21 protein-coding genes are annotated in these 21,179 nt (G+C 72.8%); 7 read left to right on the top strand and 14 right to left on the bottom strand.

All coding sequences use genetic code 11. The features are described 5' to 3' along the window. Positions 1-13 precede the first annotated feature (13 nt). The 3 genes from AB0H64_RS24335 (at position 14) to AB0H64_RS24325 (ending at position 2,874) form a co-directional block, all read left to right on the top strand. Positions 14-1,627 (top strand): acyl-CoA carboxylase subunit beta, encoded by a 1,614-nt coding sequence (locus AB0H64_RS24335; protein WP_357628426.1) that lies wholly within the window; start codon positions 14-16, stop codon positions 1,625-1,627. Next, the gene (locus AB0H64_RS24330; RefSeq protein ID WP_357628424.1) at positions 1,624-1,824 is read left to right on the top strand and encodes an acyl-CoA carboxylase subunit epsilon; all 201 of its coding nucleotides are present in this window, start codon (positions 1,624-1,626) and stop codon (positions 1,822-1,824) included. Before AB0H64_RS24335 ends, AB0H64_RS24330 begins: the two co-directional genes overlap by 4 nt. A 108-nt stretch (positions 1,825-1,932) precedes the next feature. Next, a complete protein-coding gene (locus tag AB0H64_RS24325; RefSeq protein WP_355440072.1) occupies positions 1,933-2,874 on the top strand; it encodes an NYN domain-containing protein in 942 nt (313 codons plus the stop codon). Between the two features lie 26 nt (positions 2,875-2,900). Here AB0H64_RS24325 and AB0H64_RS24320 read toward each other — a convergent pair whose 3' ends face one another. Next, positions 2,901-3,872, bottom strand: a complete 972-nt coding sequence (locus AB0H64_RS24320; RefSeq protein ID WP_357628421.1) for a DUF5937 family protein — start codon at positions 3,870-3,872, stop codon at positions 2,901-2,903. A 62-nt stretch (positions 3,873-3,934) separates the two neighbouring features. Between AB0H64_RS24320 and AB0H64_RS24315 the strand changes: the two genes are divergently transcribed. The 3 genes from AB0H64_RS24315 (at position 3,935) to AB0H64_RS24305 (ending at position 7,269) form a co-directional block, all read left to right on the top strand. After that, a complete protein-coding gene (locus AB0H64_RS24315; RefSeq protein WP_357628420.1) occupies positions 3,935-5,203 on the top strand; it encodes an MFS transporter in 1,269 nt (422 codons plus the stop codon). Positions 5,204-5,326: 123 nt separating this feature from the next. Further along, complete coding sequence (locus AB0H64_RS24310) at positions 5,327-6,766, top strand: DNA-3-methyladenine glycosylase 2 family protein (RefSeq protein ID WP_357628418.1); 1,440 nt, start codon at positions 5,327-5,329, stop codon at positions 6,764-6,766. Continuing rightward, positions 6,763-7,269: a methylated-DNA--[protein]-cysteine S-methyltransferase gene (locus AB0H64_RS24305; RefSeq protein ID WP_357628415.1), complete on the top strand. Its 507-nt coding sequence runs from the start codon at positions 6,763-6,765 to the stop codon at positions 7,267-7,269. Before AB0H64_RS24310 ends, AB0H64_RS24305 begins: the two co-directional genes overlap by 4 nt. Here the strand turns inward: AB0H64_RS24305 and AB0H64_RS24300 are convergent. Continuing rightward, complete coding sequence (locus AB0H64_RS24300) at positions 7,209-8,414, bottom strand: MFS transporter (protein WP_357628413.1); 1,206 nt, start codon at positions 8,412-8,414, stop codon at positions 7,209-7,211. The genes AB0H64_RS24305 and AB0H64_RS24300 overlap by 61 nt on opposite strands. A gap of 90 nt (positions 8,415-8,504) precedes the next feature. Here AB0H64_RS24300 and AB0H64_RS24295 point away from each other — a divergent pair, with 90 nt between their 5' ends. Next, entirely contained in the window at positions 8,505-8,936 is a 432-nt protein-coding gene (locus AB0H64_RS24295; protein WP_310708253.1) for a MarR family transcriptional regulator, read from the top strand. A 25-nt stretch (positions 8,937-8,961) separates the two neighbouring features. On the opposite strand, the gene AB0H64_RS24290 is transcribed toward AB0H64_RS24295, so the two are convergent. The 12 genes from AB0H64_RS24290 to AB0H64_RS24235 form a co-directional block, all read right to left on the bottom strand. Further along, the gene (locus tag AB0H64_RS24290) at positions 8,962-9,867 is read right to left on the bottom strand and encodes a hypothetical protein (protein WP_357628409.1); all 906 of its coding nucleotides are present in this window, start codon (positions 9,865-9,867) and stop codon (positions 8,962-8,964) included. A gap of 104 nt (positions 9,868-9,971) precedes the next feature. Continuing rightward, positions 9,972-10,649, bottom strand: coding sequence for a hypothetical protein (locus AB0H64_RS24285; RefSeq protein WP_357628406.1), 678 nt, complete (start codon positions 10,647-10,649; stop codon positions 9,972-9,974). A 116-nt stretch (positions 10,650-10,765) separates the two neighbouring features. Further along, on the bottom strand, positions 10,766-13,456 hold the full coding sequence (locus AB0H64_RS24280; RefSeq protein ID WP_357628404.1) for a BTAD domain-containing putative transcriptional regulator: 2,691 nt from the start codon (positions 13,454-13,456) through the stop codon (positions 10,766-10,768). Positions 13,457-14,709: 1,253 nt separating this feature from the next. Further along, positions 14,710-15,102, bottom strand: a complete 393-nt coding sequence (locus AB0H64_RS24275; protein WP_357628402.1) for a flp pilus-assembly TadE/G-like family protein — start codon at positions 15,100-15,102, stop codon at positions 14,710-14,712. Between the two features lie 113 nt (positions 15,103-15,215). Continuing rightward, entirely contained in the window at positions 15,216-15,647 is a 432-nt protein-coding gene (locus AB0H64_RS24270; protein WP_357628400.1) for a TadE family protein, read from the bottom strand. Then, positions 15,644-16,036 (bottom strand): TadE/TadG family type IV pilus assembly protein, encoded by a 393-nt coding sequence (locus AB0H64_RS24265; RefSeq protein ID WP_357628398.1) that lies wholly within the window; start codon positions 16,034-16,036, stop codon positions 15,644-15,646. The genes AB0H64_RS24270 and AB0H64_RS24265 overlap by 4 nt, the downstream gene beginning before the upstream one ends. Before the next feature lie 71 nt (positions 16,037-16,107). Beyond that, complete coding sequence (locus AB0H64_RS24260; RefSeq protein WP_357628396.1) at positions 16,108-16,335, bottom strand: hypothetical protein; 228 nt, start codon at positions 16,333-16,335, stop codon at positions 16,108-16,110. Continuing rightward, entirely contained in the window at positions 16,335-17,255 is a 921-nt protein-coding gene (locus tag AB0H64_RS24255) for a type II secretion system protein (protein WP_357628394.1), read from the bottom strand. Before AB0H64_RS24255 ends, AB0H64_RS24260 begins: the two co-directional genes overlap by 1 nt. 47 nt (positions 17,256-17,302) lie before the next feature. Beyond that, entirely contained in the window at positions 17,303-18,145 is an 843-nt protein-coding gene (locus AB0H64_RS24250; RefSeq protein ID WP_357628391.1) for a type II secretion system F family protein, read from the bottom strand. Next, the gene (locus AB0H64_RS24245; RefSeq protein WP_357628389.1) at positions 18,145-19,440 is read right to left on the bottom strand and encodes an ATPase, T2SS/T4P/T4SS family; all 1,296 of its coding nucleotides are present in this window, start codon (positions 19,438-19,440) and stop codon (positions 18,145-18,147) included. Before AB0H64_RS24245 ends, AB0H64_RS24250 begins: the two co-directional genes overlap by 1 nt. After that, the gene (locus tag AB0H64_RS24240) at positions 19,437-20,153 is read right to left on the bottom strand and encodes a hypothetical protein (protein ID WP_357628387.1); all 717 of its coding nucleotides are present in this window, start codon (positions 20,151-20,153) and stop codon (positions 19,437-19,439) included. Before AB0H64_RS24240 ends, AB0H64_RS24245 begins: the two co-directional genes overlap by 4 nt. Position 20,154: 1 nt before the next feature. Beyond that, a complete protein-coding gene (locus tag AB0H64_RS24235; protein ID WP_357628385.1) occupies positions 20,155-20,820 on the bottom strand; it encodes a hypothetical protein in 666 nt (221 codons plus the stop codon). Positions 20,821-21,179: the final 359 nt, after the last annotated feature.

The following is a 21,179-nucleotide window of genomic DNA, read 5'->3' as shown; positions in this document are numbered from 1 at the left end:
TACCCTTGCGCGCATGACAGCGGACGCCATACCAGAAAAGCCGGAGACCCACGCCACGGACGTCCACCCCACGGACATCCACACCACGGGCGGGAAGATCGCGGACCTGGAGCGGCGGCTGGACGAGGCGGTCCACGCCGGCTCGGCCGCGGCGGTGGAGAAGCAGCACGCCCGGGGCAAGATGACGGCCCGTGAACGGGTGCTGGCGCTGCTGGACGAGGGCTCGTTCGTGGAGTTCGACGCGTTCGCCCGGCACCGGTCGACGATGTTCGGGCTGGAGCGGCGCAGGCCGTACGGCGACGGCGTGATCACCGGCCACGGCACCGTGGACGGGCGGCAGGTCTGCGTGTTCTCGCAGGACGTGACGGTGTTCGGCGGCTCGCTCGGCGAGGTGTACGGCGAGAAGATCGTCAAGGTGCTGGACATGGCGCTGAAGACGGGCTGCCCGATCGTCGGCATCAACGAGGGCGGCGGCGCGCGCATCCAGGAGGGCGTGGTCGCGCTCGGCCTGTACGCGGAGATCTTCAAGCGCAACGTGCACGCGTCGGGCGTGATCCCGCAGATCTCGCTCATCATGGGCGCCGCGGCGGGCGGTCACGTGTACTCGCCCGCGCTGACGGACTTCGTCGTCATGGTGGACCAGACCTCGCAGATGTTCATCACCGGGCCGGACGTGATCAAGACGGTGACGGGCGAGGAGGTCACGTTCGAGGAGCTGGGCGGGGCGCACACGCACAACACCAAGTCGGGCGTGGCGCACTACCAGGCCGGCGACGAGAACGACGCGCTGGAGTACGTCAAGGAGCTGCTGTCCTACCTGCCCTCCAACAATCTGGACGAGGCGCCGGCCTACGAGCCGGCGGCCGACCTGGAGCCCGATCCGGAGCTGGACGGGCTGATCCCGGACTCGTCGAACCAGCCGTACGACATGCACCAGGTGATCGAACGGGTGCTCGACGACGGTGAGTTCCTGGAGGTCCACGCGCTGTTCGCGCCCAACATCGTGGTCGGGTACGGCCGGCTGGACGGGCAGTCGGTGGGCGTGGTCGCCAACCAGCCCATGCATTTCGCCGGATGTCTTGATATCAACGCATCCGAGAAGGCTGCCCGTTTCATACGAACATGTGATGCTTTCAATATCCCAATCCTGACATTTGTTGATGTTCCGGGATTCCTGCCGGGTACAGATCAGGAATGGAACGGAATCATCCGGCGCGGGGCGAAGCTCCTCTACGCCTACGCCGAGGCCACCGTCCCGCTCGTCACCGTGATCACCCGCAAGGCGTACGGCGGGGCGTACGACGTCATGGGCTCCAAGCACCTGGGCGCGGACGTCAACCTGGCCTGGCCGACCGCGCAGATCGCGGTGATGGGCGCCCAGGGCGCGGTCAACATCCTGTACCGGCGCGAGCTGGCGGCGGCCGACGACCCGGACGCCGAGCGCGCCCGGCTGGTGACGGAGTACGAGGACACGCTGGCCAACCCGTACATCGCGGCCGAGCGGGGTTACGTGGACGCGGTGATCAGGCCCTCGGAGACCCGGGCCCAGGTCGTACGGGCGCTGCGCGCGCTGCGCAACAAGCGAGCCTCGCTACCGGCGAAGAAGCATGGGAACATCCCCCTATGAAGCCGCACCTCAGGATCGTCCGGGGCGACGCCACGCCGGAGGAGATCGCCGCGCTCGTGGCCGTCCTCGCCACCCGCGCCGCCCCGTCGCGACCGGCCGCCGCTCCCACTCCACAAATGTGGCGAAACCCGGCTAGAAGGATGCGTAAGCCTCTCTCTCCGGGGAAGGCGGCTTGGCGGATGAGCGCCCTGCCCTAGAGAGATCCCAGGAAACGGGTGTCAACTTCCCAGGGAGTTGGGACTATCTAGAAAAAAGCAGGAGTATATAGTCGGCCGATCAACTAACGCTGCGGCCTGGAGGACATCATGGCCATCCCAGACCTCATGCCGCATCCTGTGGCGGCCAAGTACGCCGTCCTCGTGGATGTCGGATACCTGTACGCCGCCGCGGGTGAAGTCCTGCTGGGGGCGAAGGAACGCAAAGAATACCGGGTGGCCGCGGATGAGCTGATCCAAAGTCTCCAGAAGCATGCGATGGAGCGCATTTCCGGTGAGCTGCTGCGGATCTATTGGTATGACGCCGCCCGCGACCGTGTGCCCACCGTCGACCAGCGGGTCATCGCCCAGCTGCCCTGGGTCAAGGTACGGCTTGGCAACCTCAACGCCCGCGGCCAGCAGAAGGGCGTCGACGCGCAGATCAGGAGCGACCTGGAGGCGCTGGCCCGCCACCACGCGGTGACCGACACGATACTGCTGGCCGGGGACGAGGACATGGTGCCCGCCGTGGAGGCCGCCCAGGCGTACGGGGTGCGCATCCACCTGTGGGGCGTCGAGCCGCCGTACGGGACCAACCAGGCCGAGCGGCTGGTGTGGGAGTCCGACACCGTCGAAGTGATCTCCGCTGATTTCCTGAGGCCCTTTTTCAGCCGTGCCCCGCAGCCCGTGCCGGTCGCGCCGCCCGTGGCCGCCCCGTCGCCCGCGCAGGTGTTCGCCGGGCGCGCGCCCGTCAAGCCGCAGGTCAAGCCCGGCCAGGTGGCCAAGCTCGGCCCCAGCCGCCCGCGGGTGGAGGACGTCGGCGAGCACGTGGCGCAGAAGTGGATCCTCACGCGTGGCCGCGACAACATCCGCGACCTGCTTCCCGGCCCGATCCTGCCCACGGTCATCGACACGGAGCTGCTGATCGAGGCCGAGAAGGAGCTGGGCCACTCGCTGCGGCCGTTCCCGGAGGCCAGGGTGTGGCTGCGCGACGGGTTCTGGGCCCGGGTCTACCGGGAGTTCGACCTGGGCGTGGGCGTCTCGTCCAAGTGACCGCCGGCCGTCACCGCAGGTGCCGGTCAGGGATTGTGCCCGAGGAGCGCCTCGGCCACCGCGGTGCGCGCGTACAGGACGTACCTCCCGGTGCGGTGCGACGTGCACAGGCCGGCGTCGCGCAGTGCCGTGAGGTGCCGGCTCACGCCCGGCTCGGCCAGCTCCAGGCGCCGGGCGAGCTCCTGCGTGGAGGTGGGCTGGTCCAGCTCGGCCAGCAGCCGGGCGCGGGTGCGGCCGAGCACCGTCGCCAGCGCGGCGGGCGTGTCCGCCTCGCCGCGCTCCCACAGCGTGGCCACGCCGCGCGGCGGGTAGCGGACCGTCGGCTGGTACGGCGGCGTCGTGACGGAGAAGACCCTCGGCCAGGCGAACACGCACGGCACCAGCAGCAGCCCCAGCCCGCGCAGTGAGCGGACGCCCGACACGTAGCGGTGCCGCAGGTGCAGCCTGCCGTCCTCCCAGGTGACGCTGTCGTCGAGGTCGGCCAGCATGCGGTCCGCGCCGCCCTCGGCGAGCACCCTGGCGCGGCGCAGGATCTCGCCGTCGAGCAGCGACCTGATCCTCGGCCAGTACGGGGCGATGGCCGCCTCCCAGTACCCGCCCACCTCCTCCGCCAGGCGTTCCAGCCCCTTGTCCGGGTCGTCGTACAGGGCCTGGACGCGTTCGGTGCGGGGGCCGCCCACGCTGTCGAGGTCGGCGCGGACGCGGCCGGCGGCGGCGCGCATCGTGGCGAGCTCCACCTCCAGATCGGGCGTCGAGGTGGACGGCGGGGTGCAGGTGAAGCCGGCGATCGAGACCGTGGGGACGGGCACGAGGTCGGACAGCAGGCGGAAGTCGACGTCCGCCAGGCGGCGCCGTACCTGCTCGGCCCAGGGGCGCAGGGCGGAGTGGGCGGCGGGGTCCTTGACCACGCGGACACTGGCCACGACCTCGCCCAGGGGTGAGACGGCGAAGCGGATGTTGGCCATGTCCTGGGCCGTGAACGCCAGGGTGAGGGGCATGTGGATTAACGCCTCGCTTCATCAATAGCCCTATAGGCAGATATTTCAGCATCGTCGGTGGCATGACTTCCATCCCCCGCGTTTCCGTCCCCGTCCCCGTCCCCGCCGATGTCGGGGTCGGTGACGCGCCGCTGCTGCGGCACCGCGGCTTCCGCAGCCTGTACGTCGCCGGAGCGGTCAGCGGGCTCGGCAGCCAGGTCAGCCAGGTCGCCCTCCCCCTGCTCGCGGTCACCGCGCTCGGGGCGGGACCGGGCGAGGTCGGGCTGCTCAGCGCGCTTGGCACGCTCACGGTGCTGCTGCTCGGGCTGCCGGCGGGCGTCTGGGTCGACCGCTCACGGCGGCGGAGCCTGATGGTAGCCACCGATCTCGCGCGGGCGGCCGTGCTGCTGTCCGTGCCGCTCGCCTGGTGGTGGGGGTGGCTCGGCATGGGCCAGCTCTACGCCGTGGCGGTGCTGATGGGGGCCGGGACGCTGGTGTTCGACCTGGCGGCCGTGAGCGTGCTGCCGGGGCTCGTCGGACGGGACCGGCTGATGGCGGCCAACTCGCTGCTCGTGGGCACCCAGGCCGGGATGGACGTCACCGGCAAGAGCCTGGGCGGCGTGCTGGCGCAGGCCGTGGGGGCGCCGGTGGCGCTGCTGCTCGACGCGCTCAGCCACCTGTGGTCGGCCGCCTGGCTGCGCCACGTCCCCGAGCCCGCTCCCGCGGAGCGGCCGGCGACGGCCTCGGGGGTGGGACGGCAGATCGCCGAAGGGGTGCGCTTCCTGCTCGGCAACCCCGTCCTCGTCGGGCTGTGCGTGATGGGGGCCATGGCGAACCTGGCCTTCCCCCTGTTCTCGGTGCTGCTGCCCGTGCTCCTGGTACGGCAGCTCGGTTATCCGGAGTGGGTGCTCGGGACGTACCTCGCGGCGGGAGGGCTGGGCACGCTCGCCGGGTCGGCCACCGCGCACCTGTTCGGCCGCCGCCTCGGCGCCGGGCGGACGACCTTGGTGCTCGGCCTCGCCACGGCACCCCCGGCGTTCGTGATCCCGTTCCTGGACCGCGGCCCGTGGCTGTGGGCCGCGGCCGGGGCGTGGTTCGTGCTGATGTTCCGCACGGGGGTGAACAACGTGCTGCTGGTCAGCGTGCGGCAGCGGATCATCCCGGACGGGATGCTGGGCCGGGCGAACGCCACGATACGCCTCGTCCTCATGGGCGCCGTCGGCCTCGGCGGGCTGCTCGCGGGGGTGCTGGGCGAGGTGTGGGGCGTGCGGGCGTCGCTCTGGGCCGGGGCGGTGCTCATGGCGCTGAGCTGGCTGCCGGTCCTGCTGTCGCCCGTGCGCCGGCAGCCCTGAGCCGTGGGTCCCCCGAGGTCCGATTCCCGCCAGTTCCCCCTTCCCGCCTGCTGACCTGCGGTTTCACGCTGAGGTCCGATTTCCGCCGGTCGCACCCTTCCGGCAGCGCATAACGTCGGAGGCATGTCACCACTGGAGCTCGACTTCGAGTCCTGCTACCGGGCGGTCTCCTCTCGGGACGCCCGGTTCGACGGGCGTTTCTACACGGCGGTGACGACCACCCGCATCTACTGCCGCCCGATCTGCCCGGCACGCACGCCCGCGTCCAGGAACGTGCGCTTCTACCGGCACGCCGCCTCGGCTGAGGCCGCCGGCTTCCGGCCGTGCAAGCGGTGCCGGCCCGAGCTGTCGCCCGGCGACCCCGGCTGGGACGTGCGCGGCGACCTCGTCGGGCGGGCGCTGCGCCTGATCGACGACGGGGCGGCCGACGAGCGCGGCGTCGCCGGGCTGGCGGGGCGGCTGCACATCACCGAGCGCCACCTGCACCGGTTGTTCGTCGCCGAGCTGGGCGTGGGGCCCCTCGCCGTGGCCAGGACCAAGCGGCTGCTGCTGGCCAAGCAGCTCCTCACGGAGACGGCCCTGCCGGTCACGGACGTGGGGTTCGCCGCCGGGTTCGGCAGCGTGCGGCAGTTCAACGCCGCCATGCGGGAGACGTACGGCTTCACGCCGAGCGAGCTGCGCGCCACGGCCGGCGGTCCGGCGCGGGCCGCCGGGGCACGGACTCCCCGGGTGGGGGCGCCGTTGCGGCTGCGGCTGCACCGGCGCGAGCCGTACGACGTGGAGGGTGTCTTCGCCTTCCTCGCCGCCCGCGCGATCCCGGGGCTGGAAGTGGCGACCACCGCCTCCTACAGCCGGGCCGTGCCCGGGGGCGTCATCACGCTCACCCCGCTGCCGGGGCACATCGCCCTGGACGTGGCGGTGGACGACACCCGGCAGCTCGCCCGGCTCGTGGCCCGCTGCCGCCGTCTGCTGGACCTCGACGCGGACCCCGGCGCGATCGCCGAGGCGCTCGGGCAGACCTCGCTGCGTCCCCTGGTGGAGGCGCGGCCGGGGCTGCGGGTGCCGGGGACGTTCGACGGGTTCGAGCTGGCGGTGCGGGCCGTCGTGGGGCAGCAGATCTCCGTCGCGGGCGCCCGCACCCTGCTGGGCCGGATCGTCGCCCGCGCGGGCCGGCCGGCCGCGGGCGCGGACACCACGACGCCGGCGCTGCTGTTCCCCTCGCCCGAGCAGCTGCTGGAGGCCGACCTCCAGCAGCTCGGGCTGACCGGACGCCGCGTCCTCACCCTCAAGGAGCTGGCCGCGCGGGTGGCGGACGGCCGGCTCGACCTCGACGGCGGTCAGGAGCCCGCCGAGGCCGTCGAGGCGCTGCTCGACGTCCCCGGCATCGGCCCGTGGACCGCCAGCTACATCGCGTTGCGGGCGCTCCGCGACCCCGACGCGTGGCCCACCGGCGACCTGGTGCTCACCAAGCGCATGGCCGCCCTGGGCATCACCGACGACCACATCGAGCGGTGGCGGCCCTGGCGGGCCTACGCCGCCCTGCATCTCTGGAGCTCATCATGATCGACGCAATGGTCCTGCCCACCCCGATCGCCCCTCTCTCCCTGCTCGTACGGCAGGGCGTGCTGATCGCGGGCGGGTTCACCGGCGAGCCCGGCGAGCTGTTCGCCCGGCTGTCGCCGGAGCTGCGGGCCGAGGGCATGTCCGTCGCCGCCGACCTGGGCCCGGTGGCCCAGGCGGTCCGCGACTACTTCGACGGCGACCTCGACGCGCTGGACGCGATCCCGGTCCAGCAGCCGGGCAGCGAGACCCGCAAGCGCCTCCACCAGGCGCTTCGTGAGGTCCGGGCGGGCACCACCGTGTCGTACGCGGAGCTGGCCGAGCGGGCGGGGCTGCCGAGGACGGCGGCGCGCGCGGCGGGCTCGGCCTGCTCGCAGAACCTCATCGCGCCGTTCGTGCCGTGCCACCGGGTGCTGCCCAGCACCGGCGGCTACGGCGGCTACCTCTACGGCGTGCCGGTCAAGGAGTGGCTGCTGACGCACGAGTCCACCAGCCGGCCCGCCTGATCGCGCGTGCGCAGGGCGTGGAATCCCGCCAGGCCCGCCACCGCCAGCCCGGCGACCCCGAGCAGCGCGGCGGTCCAGGCGGGAGCCACGTACCCGAGTCCGGCCTCGATCGTGAGGCCGGCCGCGAACGAGCCGATGGCGTTGCCCACGTTGAAGGCGCCGATGTTGGCGGCCGAGGCCAGCGTGGGCGCGCCCGCCGCGGCGTCCAGCACGCGGGTCTGCAGCGGCGGCACCGTGGCGAACCCCGCCAGGCCGAACAGCGTGATCACCACCATGAAGGCGATCTGGTTCCGCGCGACCAGCGCGAGCGCCACGGCCAGCACCGTGAGCAGCGCGACCGAGCCGTAGATGGCCGGCATGACCGCCCGGTCGGCGAGCCGGCCGCCGACGAGGTTGCCCACGACGAGCCCCACGCCGAACAGCGCCATCACCACGGGCACGGCCCCGGTGGAGAACCCGCCCACACCGGTCATCATGGGCGCCACGAAGGTGATGACGGCGAACACCGGCGCGAACCCGAACACGGTCATCGCCAGCGCCAGCCACACGCCGCCCGAGCGGAACGTGGCCAGCTCCCGCAGCACGCCGCCCTCCGGGCGCGGCCGGCGCGGCACCAGGGCCAGCACGCCGGCGAGCCCGGCCACGCCGATCGCGACGACCAGCCAGAACGTGGCGCGCCAGCCGAAGCCCTGGCCGATCCAGGTGCCGAGCGGCACGCCGGCCACGTTGGCCAGGGTCAGGCCGGTGAACATGAGCGCGATGGCGCTGGCCCGCTTCTGCGGCGCGACGAGGTCCGCGGCCACCACGGAGCCGACGCCGAAGTAGGCGCCGTGCGCGAAGGCGGCCAGCACGCGGCCGATCATGAGCACGCCGTACGAGGGCGCGAGCGCCGAGAGCAGGTTTCCGGCGATGAACAGCACCATCAGGGCCAGCAGCATGGTCTTGCGCGGCAGCCGCCCGCCCAGCATGGTCAGGGGCGGCCCGCCGACCGCCACGCCCAGGGCGTACCCCGAGACGAGCAGCCCGGCGGTGGGGATCGTGACGCCGAAGTCCTTCGCCAGGTCGGGCAGCAGCCCGTTGATGATGAACTCCGTGGTGCCGATGCCGAAGGCGCTGATCGCGAGGGCGAACAGGGCGAGAGGCATAGAATACTCCTCAGACGACGTTAGTAAGCGTAGACATTATTTGCACACGCCGACTAACTCACCATACAACGATGTCTGGAGAGGTGTCACATGCCGCTGCCCGACGACGCCGCGGAGGCCCGCGCCCAGGGCTGGCGCCGGCTCGCCGCGCTGCACGCGCGGATCGAGGACAGGCTGGAGAGAGCCCTGCAGAAGGAGCACGAGCTGAGCGTGAGCGAGTACACCGTGCTCGACGCGCTCGGCAGGCAGGACGGCTGGCACATGCGCATGCAGCAGCTCGCCCGCGCGGTCGTGCTCAGCCAGAGCGCCACGACCAGGCTCGTCACCCGCCTGGAGAACCGCGGCCTGCTCCACCGCTACCTGTGCGAGGACGACCGGCGCGGCATCTACTCCGAGGTGACGCCCGAGGGCCGCGCGCTGCTCGCCGCCGCCGAGCCCACGCACGACGCCGTGCTCAAGGAGGTGCTGGCGGAAGCGGCCGAGGTGCCCGAGCTGGCCCCCCTGGCCGCCGTCATCGCCTGACCGCTTCCGGCCTTTTCGCGAGGCTTCATCCCGTGCCGTCGTCGCGTACGCTGCTCTGGACCTCGCCGACCGGCACGTCTCGGGTGGCGCTCATCTGTACGGGCTGGTACTGCACCTGCACCCCCGGGTCGGCCACCTCCACCGGCCACACCGTCGTCACCGTGAGCTGGTACACCTCGCGCGGCTGGTCGATCGACGCGCGCAGGTAGCTCACCCCGCAGGTGTACGTGCCGCCCTTCGCGTACGGCTTGCCGGCCGGACCGCAGTCGGTCGACACCTTCGCCCGGTCGTCGCCGGTGCCCGGGTCGATGTCGATGCTCTTGAGCGTGGCCACCACGGTCGCGCTCATGATGCCGGGCAGCGTCGCCGTGGCCGTCCGCCTCGTCTCGCCGGCGTCGTCCAGCCAGACCCAGGTCGGCAGGTTCACGAAGCTCTTGGCGTCGGGGTTCAGCCGGATCTTGGGCTCGGGCACGGTCAGCGCCGCCCGGGCGATGTCGGTCAATTCGCGGATCGTGATGCCCTGGGGCGGCGTGGTGTTCGGCGGCACGAAGATGAACATCTCCAGCCCGGTCCAGCATGAGATGCCCCTGGGGTCGTTCTCGCTGTAGGCGGGCGTCCACCAGCGGCCCGGCTTGCCGACCTTGTCCTTGAACTGCTCAAGGAAGCGCAGGAAGCTCTCCTCGTCGGCCTTGATCCGGGCGAAGTGGTCGGGCGAGCTCTCCTGCTGCTTCAGCATCTCCTCCGGTGTCGGACCCGGCTCGTACCAGCAGGGGCTGGTCAGGCGGTAGCCGTCACGCTTGCCGCCCTTGACGCCGTTGCCGCTGACCACGATCCGCGAGCCCTTGAGGGTCAGGACGCTGGTGTTCTTGTTCTGGGTCGCCTCCGCGGAGACACCGCCCAGATCCTTCGGCGGCTTGCCCTGAACACTCATGCCCTGGACACCCGCACCCTGGACACCCACACTCCGGGCGCCTGCGCTCTGGACACCTGCGGCGGTCACCATCAGGCTCGCGACCAGCAGAGAGATCAGCGGCTTCAACGGTTACACCCTTCCTCGCCGGCGACGAACGTCCGGATGCGCCACGTACCGTCGTCGTAGCGGTGCGCGGCCACGCCCTGTACATACGGGGCGCGCGTCCAGCCGGGCTGCTCGGCGACCGCCTTGCCGGTGCGCGTGGGCACCAGGCGCACGCCCGTCTCGTCGAAGCACGCGTTGACCTGCGCCCCCTTGCCCATGACGGACTGGACCCGCAGGTTGTACACGCGGGCGACGCCACGCAGGCTCCGCTCCCGGTCGGCGAACGCGTCCACCCACCGGCGGGCCACACCCACGGCGTCGTACTCCAGGTTGTCCAGGTAGCCGTCGTCACCGGTGACCACGGCCCGCCGGGTGTCCACGTAGTAGTCGGCGACCAGCCGCACCAGCGGGTCGGCGTCGGGCGGCCACTCGATGCGGACCCGCATCGCGTCACCGATCCGCACGGTCTGGGTGCCCTTCGGGATCGCCGACCTCGCCGTCGCCGGCCGTTCCGTGCTCCCGTCCGGGACGGACGGCGTGGTGGCGTCCGGGGACGTGGTCCCGGTCGGCGGCGCGCTCGTGGCGGGCGCGGGGGCACCACCCGGCGTGTACGGCCGCGCACCCTGCCCACCACACCCGGCCGCCGCCACGCTCCCGGCGGCCACCAGCACCACAACCCACCCGGGCCGCCTCATATGCCGCATCCCGCGAACTCCCGCATCCCACCGGCCCCTTCCGAAGCGAACGTCGGCTCCAGCACACAACCGGCCTCTTCCGAAGCCCCACGCACCGTCGGCTTCTCGCGTTGATCTCATGCCGTCGACTTCCTCACCACGTGGATGCGCCAGGCGGGCAGCAGCTCGTCGATCAGCGCCTCGGTCTCCGGCGCCAGCCCGCCCGTGTAGGAGTGCGCCCCGGACCTCCTGGTCAGCGCGTCGACCACCGCGCGCAGCCGGACGAAGTCCCGGGTCGCGTGCGTCGCGCGCAGCAGGTCGCGCCACAGCCCCTCGTCGTCGGCCGCCAGCAGCAACGCCGCCCGTACGGCCGCCACCGCGGACTCCGGCTCGCCGTGCGCGAGCCGCAGCTCGCACAGCCGGTGGGCCGCGTCCGCCACCTCCGCCGTGACGTCGTACTCCAGGTCGTCGGCCGCCAGCCACGCGTACCGGCCGGACGGCCGCCCGCTCAGCAGCGGCCCGCGAACCAGCCCCAGTGCCCGTTCGAGCAGCACGGCCCGCGCCGCCGGATCCCGGTGCGACCGGCGCACCAGCTCCCGGAACAGCGCCCAGTCCGTGCGCACCCCCGGGCCGAGGCTCAGCCGGCCCGCCTCGTCCACCCGCAGGTGCTCCTGGCCGAGCCAGCCCGCGACCCGGGCGATCGTGGCGTCGCGCACCATGCCCTGCACGCCGCGCGGCCACAGCACACCCCCGAGGACGACCGGGTGAACACCGCCGGGATGCGTGGCCAGGTACACCAGCATCTCCGCGGCCAGCGCCATCCGGCCCTCCTCCAACGGGTCCAGGCCGACGATCTCGATCGGGCCGAGCATCCTGACCTCCACCTCGGGCGGGCGGAGGTCCTCCAGCGGCTCGGCCTCGGCGATCGGCTCGCCGTCGTACCGGCCGGCCGTACGGAACAGGTCGACGAGCGCCTGGTAGTGGCGGCGCGGCAGGAGCTGGGCGGTCACCTCGAAGCCGAGCTCGGCGATCCGCGCCCTGCCCTCGGAGGTGATCTCCAGGGTCCAGGTGGCGTGCGGCACGTCGCCGGTCACCACGTAGCCCGCGGTGTCGTTGCGGGCCAGCAGCGCCAGCCGGCGGGCCTCCTCCTGGGTGGGGGTGACGGCGGACAGCAGGTAGTGGGCGTCGCACGGCCGGCCCGTGATCCGACCGGTCAGCACCTCCTGGCGCGGCGCGGCGGCCGCCTCCAGCTCCGGCAGCACCTCGGCCAGGCTGCCCACCGCCCTCACCCGTTCGGGGGCGATGGCGGTCAGCTCCTCGCCGAACCCGACCAGCGTGATGCTCATGCGGTCGGACCAGCGGTTGGTGGCCAGCTCGACGGCCAGCGCGGCGAGCGCGGCGGTGGTCTGCGGGCCACGGATGTTGATCAGGCCCTGGGCGGCCTCCAGGTCCACGAGTACCCGGCCGCCCGCGTCGGTGCCGAGCGACACCAGCCCCGGGTACGGCGCTCCGCCGGGGCCTCCGCCCTCACCGGCGGCGTCCCAGCGCTCGGCCAGCAGGCGGCCCTCGTGGGCCGGGAGCCGCCACACCTGGCCGCCGTCCTGCACGGTCCAGGGTGCGGGCGCGTCGCCGTCCGGCGGGTGGATCCACAGGTCGAGGGTGCGCGCCGACAGGTGAGCCGCGTACACGGTCGGCGGCGTGCGGCCCTGCGCGGCGAGCTCGGCGCCCAGCACCCGCAGGCCGATGTCGAGCAGGCGCGTGCCGGGGGCGTCGGCGCCGATCCGCAGCGCGACCTCGGCGCTGGCGGCGTCGCCACGCGGGCGGGCGATCCGGCGGCCGAACGCGCGCCGCCACAGCTGCTCGCGGCGCCGCCGGCCGAGCAGCGCCAGCAGGCCCGCGGCGGCCAGCGAGGCCCCGGCCAGGTAGTCGACGAGATCCAGCCCCTGCCCCTGCTCCTCCAGCCGCTCTGCGCCCTGCCGCTCGGCGCCCTGCTGATGCGGGGTTCGCTGCTCGGGGGAGTGGTGCTCGGGGGAGTGGTGCTCGGGGCTCTGCCGCCTGGCCTCCTGGCGGACCTCGTCGGCGACGCGGCCCGTCGTGACCGACGCCCGGCCGGGGTGCTCGCGCAGGGTCTGCGCCCGCGCCTGCTCGGCGGGGACGACGTGGGCGTGGCGCGCGTCGTCGGGCATGTCGAGGACCCAGCCGGGCCTGATCAGGTCGGCCATGCGCAGGCGGGCGCCGTCGGGCTGCTCCTTGTGCTGGTTCAGCTCGAAGATCTCGGGGTAGCGGCGGCCGTCGCCGAGGCACTTCTCGGCGATCTCCCACAGGCTCTCGTGGTGGCGGCCGTGCGGCGGCTGCACCACGTACACCTTCTTCGCCCGGTGCTGGACCGTGTGCGGCGTCTCGGCCGGCTGCTCCGCGACGGGCACGGTGAAGGCGACGGCCGCCACCACCGGCGCGGCAGGCGGAGTCATGCCGAGGCGCGCGATCGGCACGGCCACGGCCCCGGCGGTGAACAGCAGCAGCACCGCCGAGACGAGCCGGTTGGCCAGCGCCTGGGTGCCGCCGGAGAACGGGACGCGGGCGGGCATGCCGACCCTGCGCACCCCCGCGTACACCTCGACCATGACGCAGGTCACGAGCTGCAACCAGGCGAGCCACACGAGCAGGAGGAGCACGGCGACGATCGTGGACGGCCCGACGCTGCTGGTGAGGAGGTCGAGGTCGAGCAACTCGGGCGCGATGGGCGGTCCGGCGAACCTCAGCAGCGCGTACGGCACACCGCCGACGAGCCCGACCAGGACGACGAGCGCGCCGAGCCCGGCGACCACGTCACCGGGCCCCCGCCGCGCCGCGACCCGCGCATGCCCAGGCCCTACCCCGGCCCCACGCCTCTGCCCGACCTCCCGAGCACTCGGCCGACCAGCCGCCCGCGTCCCCTCCCGCCCGGCCCCGAACTCCCGCCCGGCCCCGAACTCCGGCCCAGCCCCGGACTCCCGCCCACGCCGCCGCCCACTCTCCGGCCCCGACGCCCAGGCGTCGCCCCGTCCACCACCCTCATGCTGGGAGTCCCACGCACCTCCACGGCCGCCGTCACGTCCCCGCCCAGCCTCATGGGGTGAGTCCCACGCACTCGCACGACCACCATCACGCCGCCGCCCAGCGTCACGCCCGGAGTCCCCGGCACTCGCACGACCGCCATCACGTCCGTGCCCAGCATCACGTCCGGAGCCCCACGCATCCTCGCGACCGCCGTCGCGTCTGGATTCACGGCCCCGGCGTTCGTCGGAGCGTTCGCGGCCGCGGCTCTGCCACGCCCCCCGGACCCGTTCCTGCGCGGACTCCTGCATCGGTTCCCGCACGGATCCCCGGCCCCGCTCGCGCCCGGACCGCGGCAGCCGCTCCTCCTCGGCAGCCCGCTCCGCCCCGGACCGCCGCGGCACTCCGCCGTCGTCGGCACCTCGGGCCTGCCTCGCGGCCGGATCCCTCGGCCCCCGCTCGCCCGCGTCCGCGCCAGACCGGTCGTCCCCTGAAAGCTCCTGTTCGGAACGGTCCTTTCCGGATCGCGCGTCACCAGGACTCCCGGCACGCCAGTCACCCGAGAACACAGACGGTCGCGGAGCCTGCCACGGCCCCGCCGCCGGCCGGCCACTCGCGGACGAAACCGGCGGCCTCGGCGGCACCGGCGGCACCGGCGGGGCCGAGCGATCCGGCGGGACCGGCGGGACCGAGCGATCCGGCGGGACTGAGCGATCCGGCGGGACCGGCGGGACCGAGCGATCCGGCGGGACTGAGCGATCCGGCGGGACCGGCGGAATGGAGCGATCCGGCGGGGCCGGCGAGCCAGGCGCGACCTGCGAACCGGGTGCTACCTGCGAACCCGAGGAACCCGGGGCACCCGACGAACCGGAGGAAGCAGGCGGAACCGGCGGGACCGGCCGGCCGGGGAGGCGTGGCCGGTCGCCGGAGGGCTCGCGCCTTGGCGGTGGGGGTGGCTCTGGCGTCGGCATCGCCTCTCCTTTCTCACATCCAGCGTGGGTGCTCATCGCCCCCACATCCATCAACTGACGGGAATCGGTCTGGCTCATCTCGCCTCGGGGCCGGCCGACGCCTCCCCTCGCATCTCGCCGCCCTGGAACCCGAGCGCGCCGAGGAAGAACGCCTGCCAGGCGACGTTCACCCCGACCGTCACCACGGCCTGGTCCCCGCCCACCTCGCAGGAGGCGGCGCCCACCCCGTCGTCACCCTGCGCGGTGATCAGCTCCTGGGCGCGGGCGCAGACCTCACCCTGGTCGAGCAGCCTGGTCTCGCCGGTCTCGCGCAGGTGGTCGATGTCGATCTTGTCGGCGCCGGCGCGGGCGGCCTGCTCGGCGATGTCGGCGGCCCGGAGCCGAGCGTTGATGGCCGCGCCGCCGTCGACCAGCAGTCCCGCCAGCATGAACACCACCACGGAGAACAGCACGGTGAACACCGACATGGACCCACGCTCCCGGCACCGTCTCATCCCGCGCGGCCACGGGCGGATACGCGGCCACGGGCGGATGCGCGGCGACGGGCGGACGCGCGACCCCGGGCCGGGGTGACGCGCGCTCACTCCACTCTCCTGAGCTGCTCCAGCGGGACCACCGCGGTCCCCGTCATGTCGTGGGTCGCTCCGAAGCCGAGGAACCCGAGGTCGAGCTCGCACGTGACCTCGGCCGTGGCCTGGCCCCCAGCCCGGAAATCGGACTTGCCGAGGGAGACCGACGGCTTCCCGCAGCTGCCCTGGAGCGCGGCGGTGGTGGCCTGCTCGGCCGCCTGGCCCGCCGCGTCGAGATCACGCTGAACGGAGGCGGCGCGGGCCGCGTCGCGGGCGGCGCCGTTGACCTCACCCTGCGCCTCCACCACCCGCCCGGCCCCGGCCAGGAACATGAGGAAAAGCAGGAAGACCGGCGCGAGCAGGACGGTCTCCACCGCCATCGACCCGCGCTCTCCCCGCCCACGCCTGCCGCGCCCGTGCGCGCTCACCTCGTTCGTGGTCATTGGCAGTCATCGCCCCCGTTGTCGGGCCGGAAGCACTCCACCGGTCCGCCCGACGTGGCGGTGATCGTGAACGTGAGCTGCGGCAGCAGCGGTATGACCTGTACGGCGCTGCCCGTCACGGTGACCCACCGCTGGTCGGGTTCGCGTTCGGAGGTCGTGGCCGTGGCGCCGGCCAGTAGGCGCGGCCCGATGGCGTGCACCACGTCCGTGGCCTTCACCGTGGCCGCCGTCTCCCAGCCGTCCGAGTCGAACGGCGCCGAGCGCGCCACCCGGGCGCCCTCGCGAGCCGCTGCCTCGGCCACCTGCCGGCCGTGGAACCAGAGCGCCACCTGCACGATGAGCAGGACGACGGCGAGCACGACCGGCATCAGCAGCGCCAGCTCGATCACGGTGGCGCCACGCTCACGCCGTGGCCGTTCCCGGGAACGCGGGCGAGGGAGGAGACGGGGGGAGGCTGCGATCATTGGTTGCCGCTGTCCCCGCCACCGCCGAAGCTGGTCTGGATGTCGTTCTGCTTCTGCTCCACGAGCGTCTTGATGAGCGTGGCCAGGCCGAGCGCGACGCCGGCGATGATCGCGGTGATGATCACCCATTCGACGGCCGAGGCGCCGCGGCTGGGCGCGGTGCGGGCGCGGTGGATGCGCACGCCGAGGTACGCGCGCAGGTAGACGATCCAGGGATGGTTCATCAGGACCCCAACATCTTCATAGCGGCCGGAAAACTGAGAAAGATGACGAACCCGGCGCAGAGCAGGAGCTGCGCCACGAGCATCGACTGGGAGCGCTCGCCCGCCCGGCCCTCGATCTCGGCCAGTTCGCGGCGGCGCAGCGTGGCGGCCCGGGCCGTCAGCGAGGCGCGCACTTTGGCCCCGTCGTCGGCGACGAGTCCCAGCGCGGCGGACAGGTCGCGCAGCTCGTCGACGTTGATCTCCTCGCCGAGCTGGCCGAGCGCCTGCCACGGGGTGATGCCGACGATCCGGGCGCCGCTCAACGCGTCGCGGATGCGGGACATGGCCCAGTTGGGCTGGTCGCCGCTGATGCTGACCGCCATCATGAGCGCCTCGGGCACGCCGCGCCCGCCCGCGAGGTTCATCGAGACGAGGTCGAGGAACGCGCCCACGACGTGCCGGAAGTCGCGCCGTTTGGCCGCCGCGTCCCGCTTGACCTGGAGGTCGGGCAGGAAGAAGAACACCGCGGCCATCACCAGAGCCGCCCAGAACGGGATCGTCAGTGACGCGCCCCAGCCCATGAGGAACAACCACGCGAGCAGTACGGGAAACGCGAGCAGCCCGGCCGCGGCGAGCAACGCCTTGGTGGCCAGGTAGCCCTCGAACGACCGCCCCACCAGCGCCAGATCGGCCTTGGTGGAGCGGACCTCCCAGCCGCGCGCGCCGTACAACTGTGCGAGCCGTACGCCGAGACCGCGCCGGAAGGCGCTGACCTCCTCCTCGGCCGTCACGAGCTGGATGCGCGGCGCGCCCGTGTCCTCCCGCACGGCCTCGATCGCGAGCAGCCGCGCCACCAGGCCGGGACGGGCCGGGAACAGCGCCCGTACCAGCAGGAACAGCCCGAGGCCGAGCACGCCGCCCGCGAGCACCCCCTCAACCACGGCCGCCTCCCCGGACGCCGGGCGCCTGGACCGTCGTGGTCAGGCCGTCAGCCATGGCCGCCTCCGACGAGCAGTCGCGTGGGTTTGTCGAAACGCGCCAGCCGCCGCATCCAGGCGAAGCCGGCGCCGAACAGCCCGGCCACGACCACCAGCACCGCCTGGCCGAGCAGGCTGCCGTACTCGCTGACGTACGACGGGTTGAAGACGACCAGCAGCCCCGCGAACACCAGCGCCGTGATCACCACGATCTGCACGCTGCGGCGGGTGGACCGGCGTTCGGCCTCCACGCGACGACGCATGTCGAGCTCCTCGCGGGCCGACACGGCCAGGGCGCCCAGCACGTCGCGCAGGCCGGGGCCGCGCAGCCGGGAGTTGAGGATGAGCGCCGCCACGACCAGGTCGGCGGAGGGGTCGTCGAGCTCGTCGGCGAAGAGGGCGAGCGCCTCGGGCAGGGCCATCCTGGTGTGCAGGCGGTCGATGAGGGCACGCAGGTGCGGTCTGAGCATGGGCGCGGCGGCCCTGATGGAGGCCGGGATGGCCTGTTCCAGACCGGCCGCGCCGGCGATGGTGTCGCGCAGCGACTCGGTCCAGGCGGCCAGCCCTTCGAGGCGATGCATCGCGGCGCGCTCCTCGGCGGCGCCGCCGGACAGGCCGCGCCAGGAGAACACGAGCAGCACCGCGCCCGCCGCGAACACCGGCCAGCGGGTCACCGCGAGCACGACGGCCGCGGCCACGGCGGCGATCGCGGTGCGCGTGGTCAGCATCTTGACGAGCTCGCGCTTCGGCCGGGCCGGGCGGGGGCGCATGCCGTACAGGGAGAGGAAGAGCAGGTAGAGGCCGCCGCCGGCGGCGGCGCCAGGGAGCAGGGCGAGCGGGTCGAGGCCGGTCATCACCACACCCCCGGGGTGTAGCCGTGGGCGATGAGCTCCTGCAGGCAGGAGACGGGGGCGTGCGGCAGGGCCGCGCCGTCCGGACCGGGCACGAACACCTCGCTGGACAGCACGCGCCCGTCGCAGCCGTTGACCTCGCGGATGCTGGAGACGTAGCGGCGCAGGGTGCCGCCCCGCTGGTAGTCGTTGCGTTTCTCCACGAACACCACGAAGTCGATGGCTCCGGCGATGAGCATGTGGGTGGCGTCGATGGGCAGGCGCTCCCCGGCCTGGAGGGCGTAGGTGGCGATGCGGTTGAACACCTCCATGCTGGAGTTGGCGTGGATGGTGGACAGGGAGCCGTCGTTGCCCTGGGTCATCGCGTTGAGCATGGTGACGATCTCGTCGCCGAGGACCTCGCCGACGATCACGCGGCTGGGGTTCATGCGCAGGGAGCGGCGGACGAGCTCGGCCATGGTGATCTCGCCCTGGCCCTCGGAGTTGGGCAGGCGCTGCTCGAAGGCCACCACGTTGGGGTGCAGCTCGGGGAACTGGTCGAGGCCGAGCTCCAGGGCGCGTTCGACGGTGATGAGGCGCTCCGTGGGCGGGATCTCGTTGGCCAGGGCGCGCAGCAGGGTCGTCTTGCCGGCGTTGGTGGAGCCGGCGATCATGATGTTCTTGCGGGCGGTGACGGCGGCCGTGAGGAACCTGCCGATCTCCGGGCTGATGGTCCCGTTGCCGACCAGGTCGCTGAGGAACACCTTGCCCAGGCGGGCGCGGCGGATCGACACGGCGGGCCTGAGCGTGACGTCCATGACCGCGCTCAGCCGGGAGCCGTCGGGCAGGCGCAGGTCGAGCTGGGGGTTCGCGGTGTCGAACGGCCTGCTCGACAGGCCGGAGTAGGCGGCCAGGATCTGGATCAGCTCGATGAGCTCGTCATCGGACTCGGCGACCGGCTCCTGCATGAGCTCCTGGCCGTCGGCGTAGCTGACGAAGACGCGGTCGCAGCCGTTGATGTCGATGTTCTCGACGTCGGGGTCGTCGAGCAGCGGCTGGAGGCGGCCGACGCCGAACAGCGCGGCGTGGATGCCCGCCGCCAGGGCCTCCTCCTCCTCGACGGTGGGCGGGGTGCGGCCGAGGCCGATCTCGTTGCGGGCGTGCTCCTCCAGCACCTGGGAGATGAGGGCGCGGGCGAACTGGCGCTCGTCCTCGCCGGTCATCGGGGTCAGGCCGTTGGCCTGGTCGAGCCTGCGCTGGTGGGCCAGCCGGTCGCCGACGTCCTGCCGGAACCGCTTGACGAGGGTGTGGTCGATCACGGCCGGCTCACCAGCCGTCCCGCGAGGTCGCGTGCCGTACGGATGAGCAGGGATCGGTCGAGGCGGCCGCCCCACTGGCCGCGCAGCAGCTCGGCGCCCTTGGGGTCGTGGGCGAGGCCGTGCACGAACGCCACGCTCGGGCCGACGATGCGGCGCACGTCCTCGATCGAGGATCGGTAGCTGCGCGGGTCGGCGATCACGACCACGCCGTGGGCCTTGGTGACGGACAGGCGTTCGCGCAGGTGGGCGACGTGGTCGAGGGTGGCCCTGGTGAGCAGCAGCACGGTCTCCGCCTCGGCGAGCAGGTCGCCGAGCTGGGGATGGGCCCCCAGGCGGCCGCAGTCGGCGATCACGTCGGCGTTGGGTATGGCGGCCAGCGCGCGGCCCAGCGGCCCCCAGAGCCAGGTGAGGCCGGCGGCCTGCTCGCCGTGGCTGAGCCCGGCCAGGACGTCCAGGCCGCCGACGATCTTCTGGGTGTGCTGGTGGATCTGCGCGGGCTCCAGGCCGCGCCGCGCGCCGGCGGCGAGGGTGAGCAGCCCTTTGCCGGGGTTGAGCACGCCACCGTCGGAGGCGGGGAGCCGGTAGGCGATGTCGCCGCCCGCCGGGTCGCACTCGGCCAGCAGTACGGGCCTGGGCCAGACGGCGGCCAGGGCCGTCGAGGCGGTGGTGACTCCGGGCGCGCCCTTGTCGGCGGCCAGCACGATGAGCGCCACGTCAGCGCGCTCCTGGCAGCTCGGCCACCGCGATCTCGCCGCTGGAGGCGTAACGGAGGATCTCCGGCGAGGCCGTGGCGTCGACGATGACGGTGATCAGACCGGTTGCGCCGGTCCTGCCGGGGGCGCCGACGCTGAAGACGAGCGCCTTCTCGGCGAGCACCCGGCTCTCCGTCTGGCTGGTACGGGCCGGGACGTGGACGATTTGCACCCGGTCGCCCTTCTGCAGCCCGGCCGGCGCCTGGCCGGACTTGAGCGCGAGACCCACCTTGGCCTTGCCCGGGACCAGCTCCGAGCTGGCCCTGACGCCCATGCCGTTGGTGAGCAGCGTGCCGGGCAGGATCGTCACCGCGGCGAAACTGTTGAGGACCTGCTGCCGCTGTGACCAGCTCACGTAGTCCAGGCCGCTGTCGGCGATCTGCACCTCTTCGAGTGCCTCCGCCGTGAACTGCTGGCCCGCGCCGATCTGCTGGGTGACGCGGATGGCGGAGATCCGGTCGCCGCTGCGCATGACGAGCAGCGTCGTCGCGAGCGCCCCGCCCAGGATCAGGAGCACCGCGAGGGCGGCCAGCGCAGGCTTCCGCTCGCGTGGAGGGACGGGCAGCTTGCGCGAGGCCGGGCCGGACAACCCCGCCGTGTTGACGGCGGGCTTTTCGCTGGTCCTCATGGGTGGGGGGCTCCCATTAAGTGGAATTGTGGAATTGTCGCCATTATGTGCAGCCCGGCCCTGGAGTGGGGCGGGAATGCGAGGAACCATGCTCGTTTCGCAGGTGGGAAGCTGTCAACTCGACATATTCGATACTCATTGTTTCTACCGAGTTGACGGCATTGCCCTTTTAGGACTATGTGTCACAACTGTCACAGCGGTCCCGTTACGTACTGGCCTTTATGCCACTTTTCAGCGGGCCGGGTGGTAGGCGGCCTGTCGGCCGCGTGGGCGGCCGCTGGGCGGATCGCCGCCGGCTGCCGTTCGTGGCATGATCGAGCGGCGCACATGGGCATGGCTCCGGTCGAAAAAGACGCATC

The organism is Nonomuraea sp. NPDC050733 (genome assembly GCF_040654215.1).
In the GTDB taxonomy this organism is placed as follows: domain Bacteria; phylum Actinomycetota; class Actinomycetes; order Streptosporangiales; family Streptosporangiaceae; genus Nonomuraea.
The sequence above is the reverse complement of the archived record's forward strand: the minus strand, read 5'-3'. Positions and strand labels throughout refer to the sequence as shown.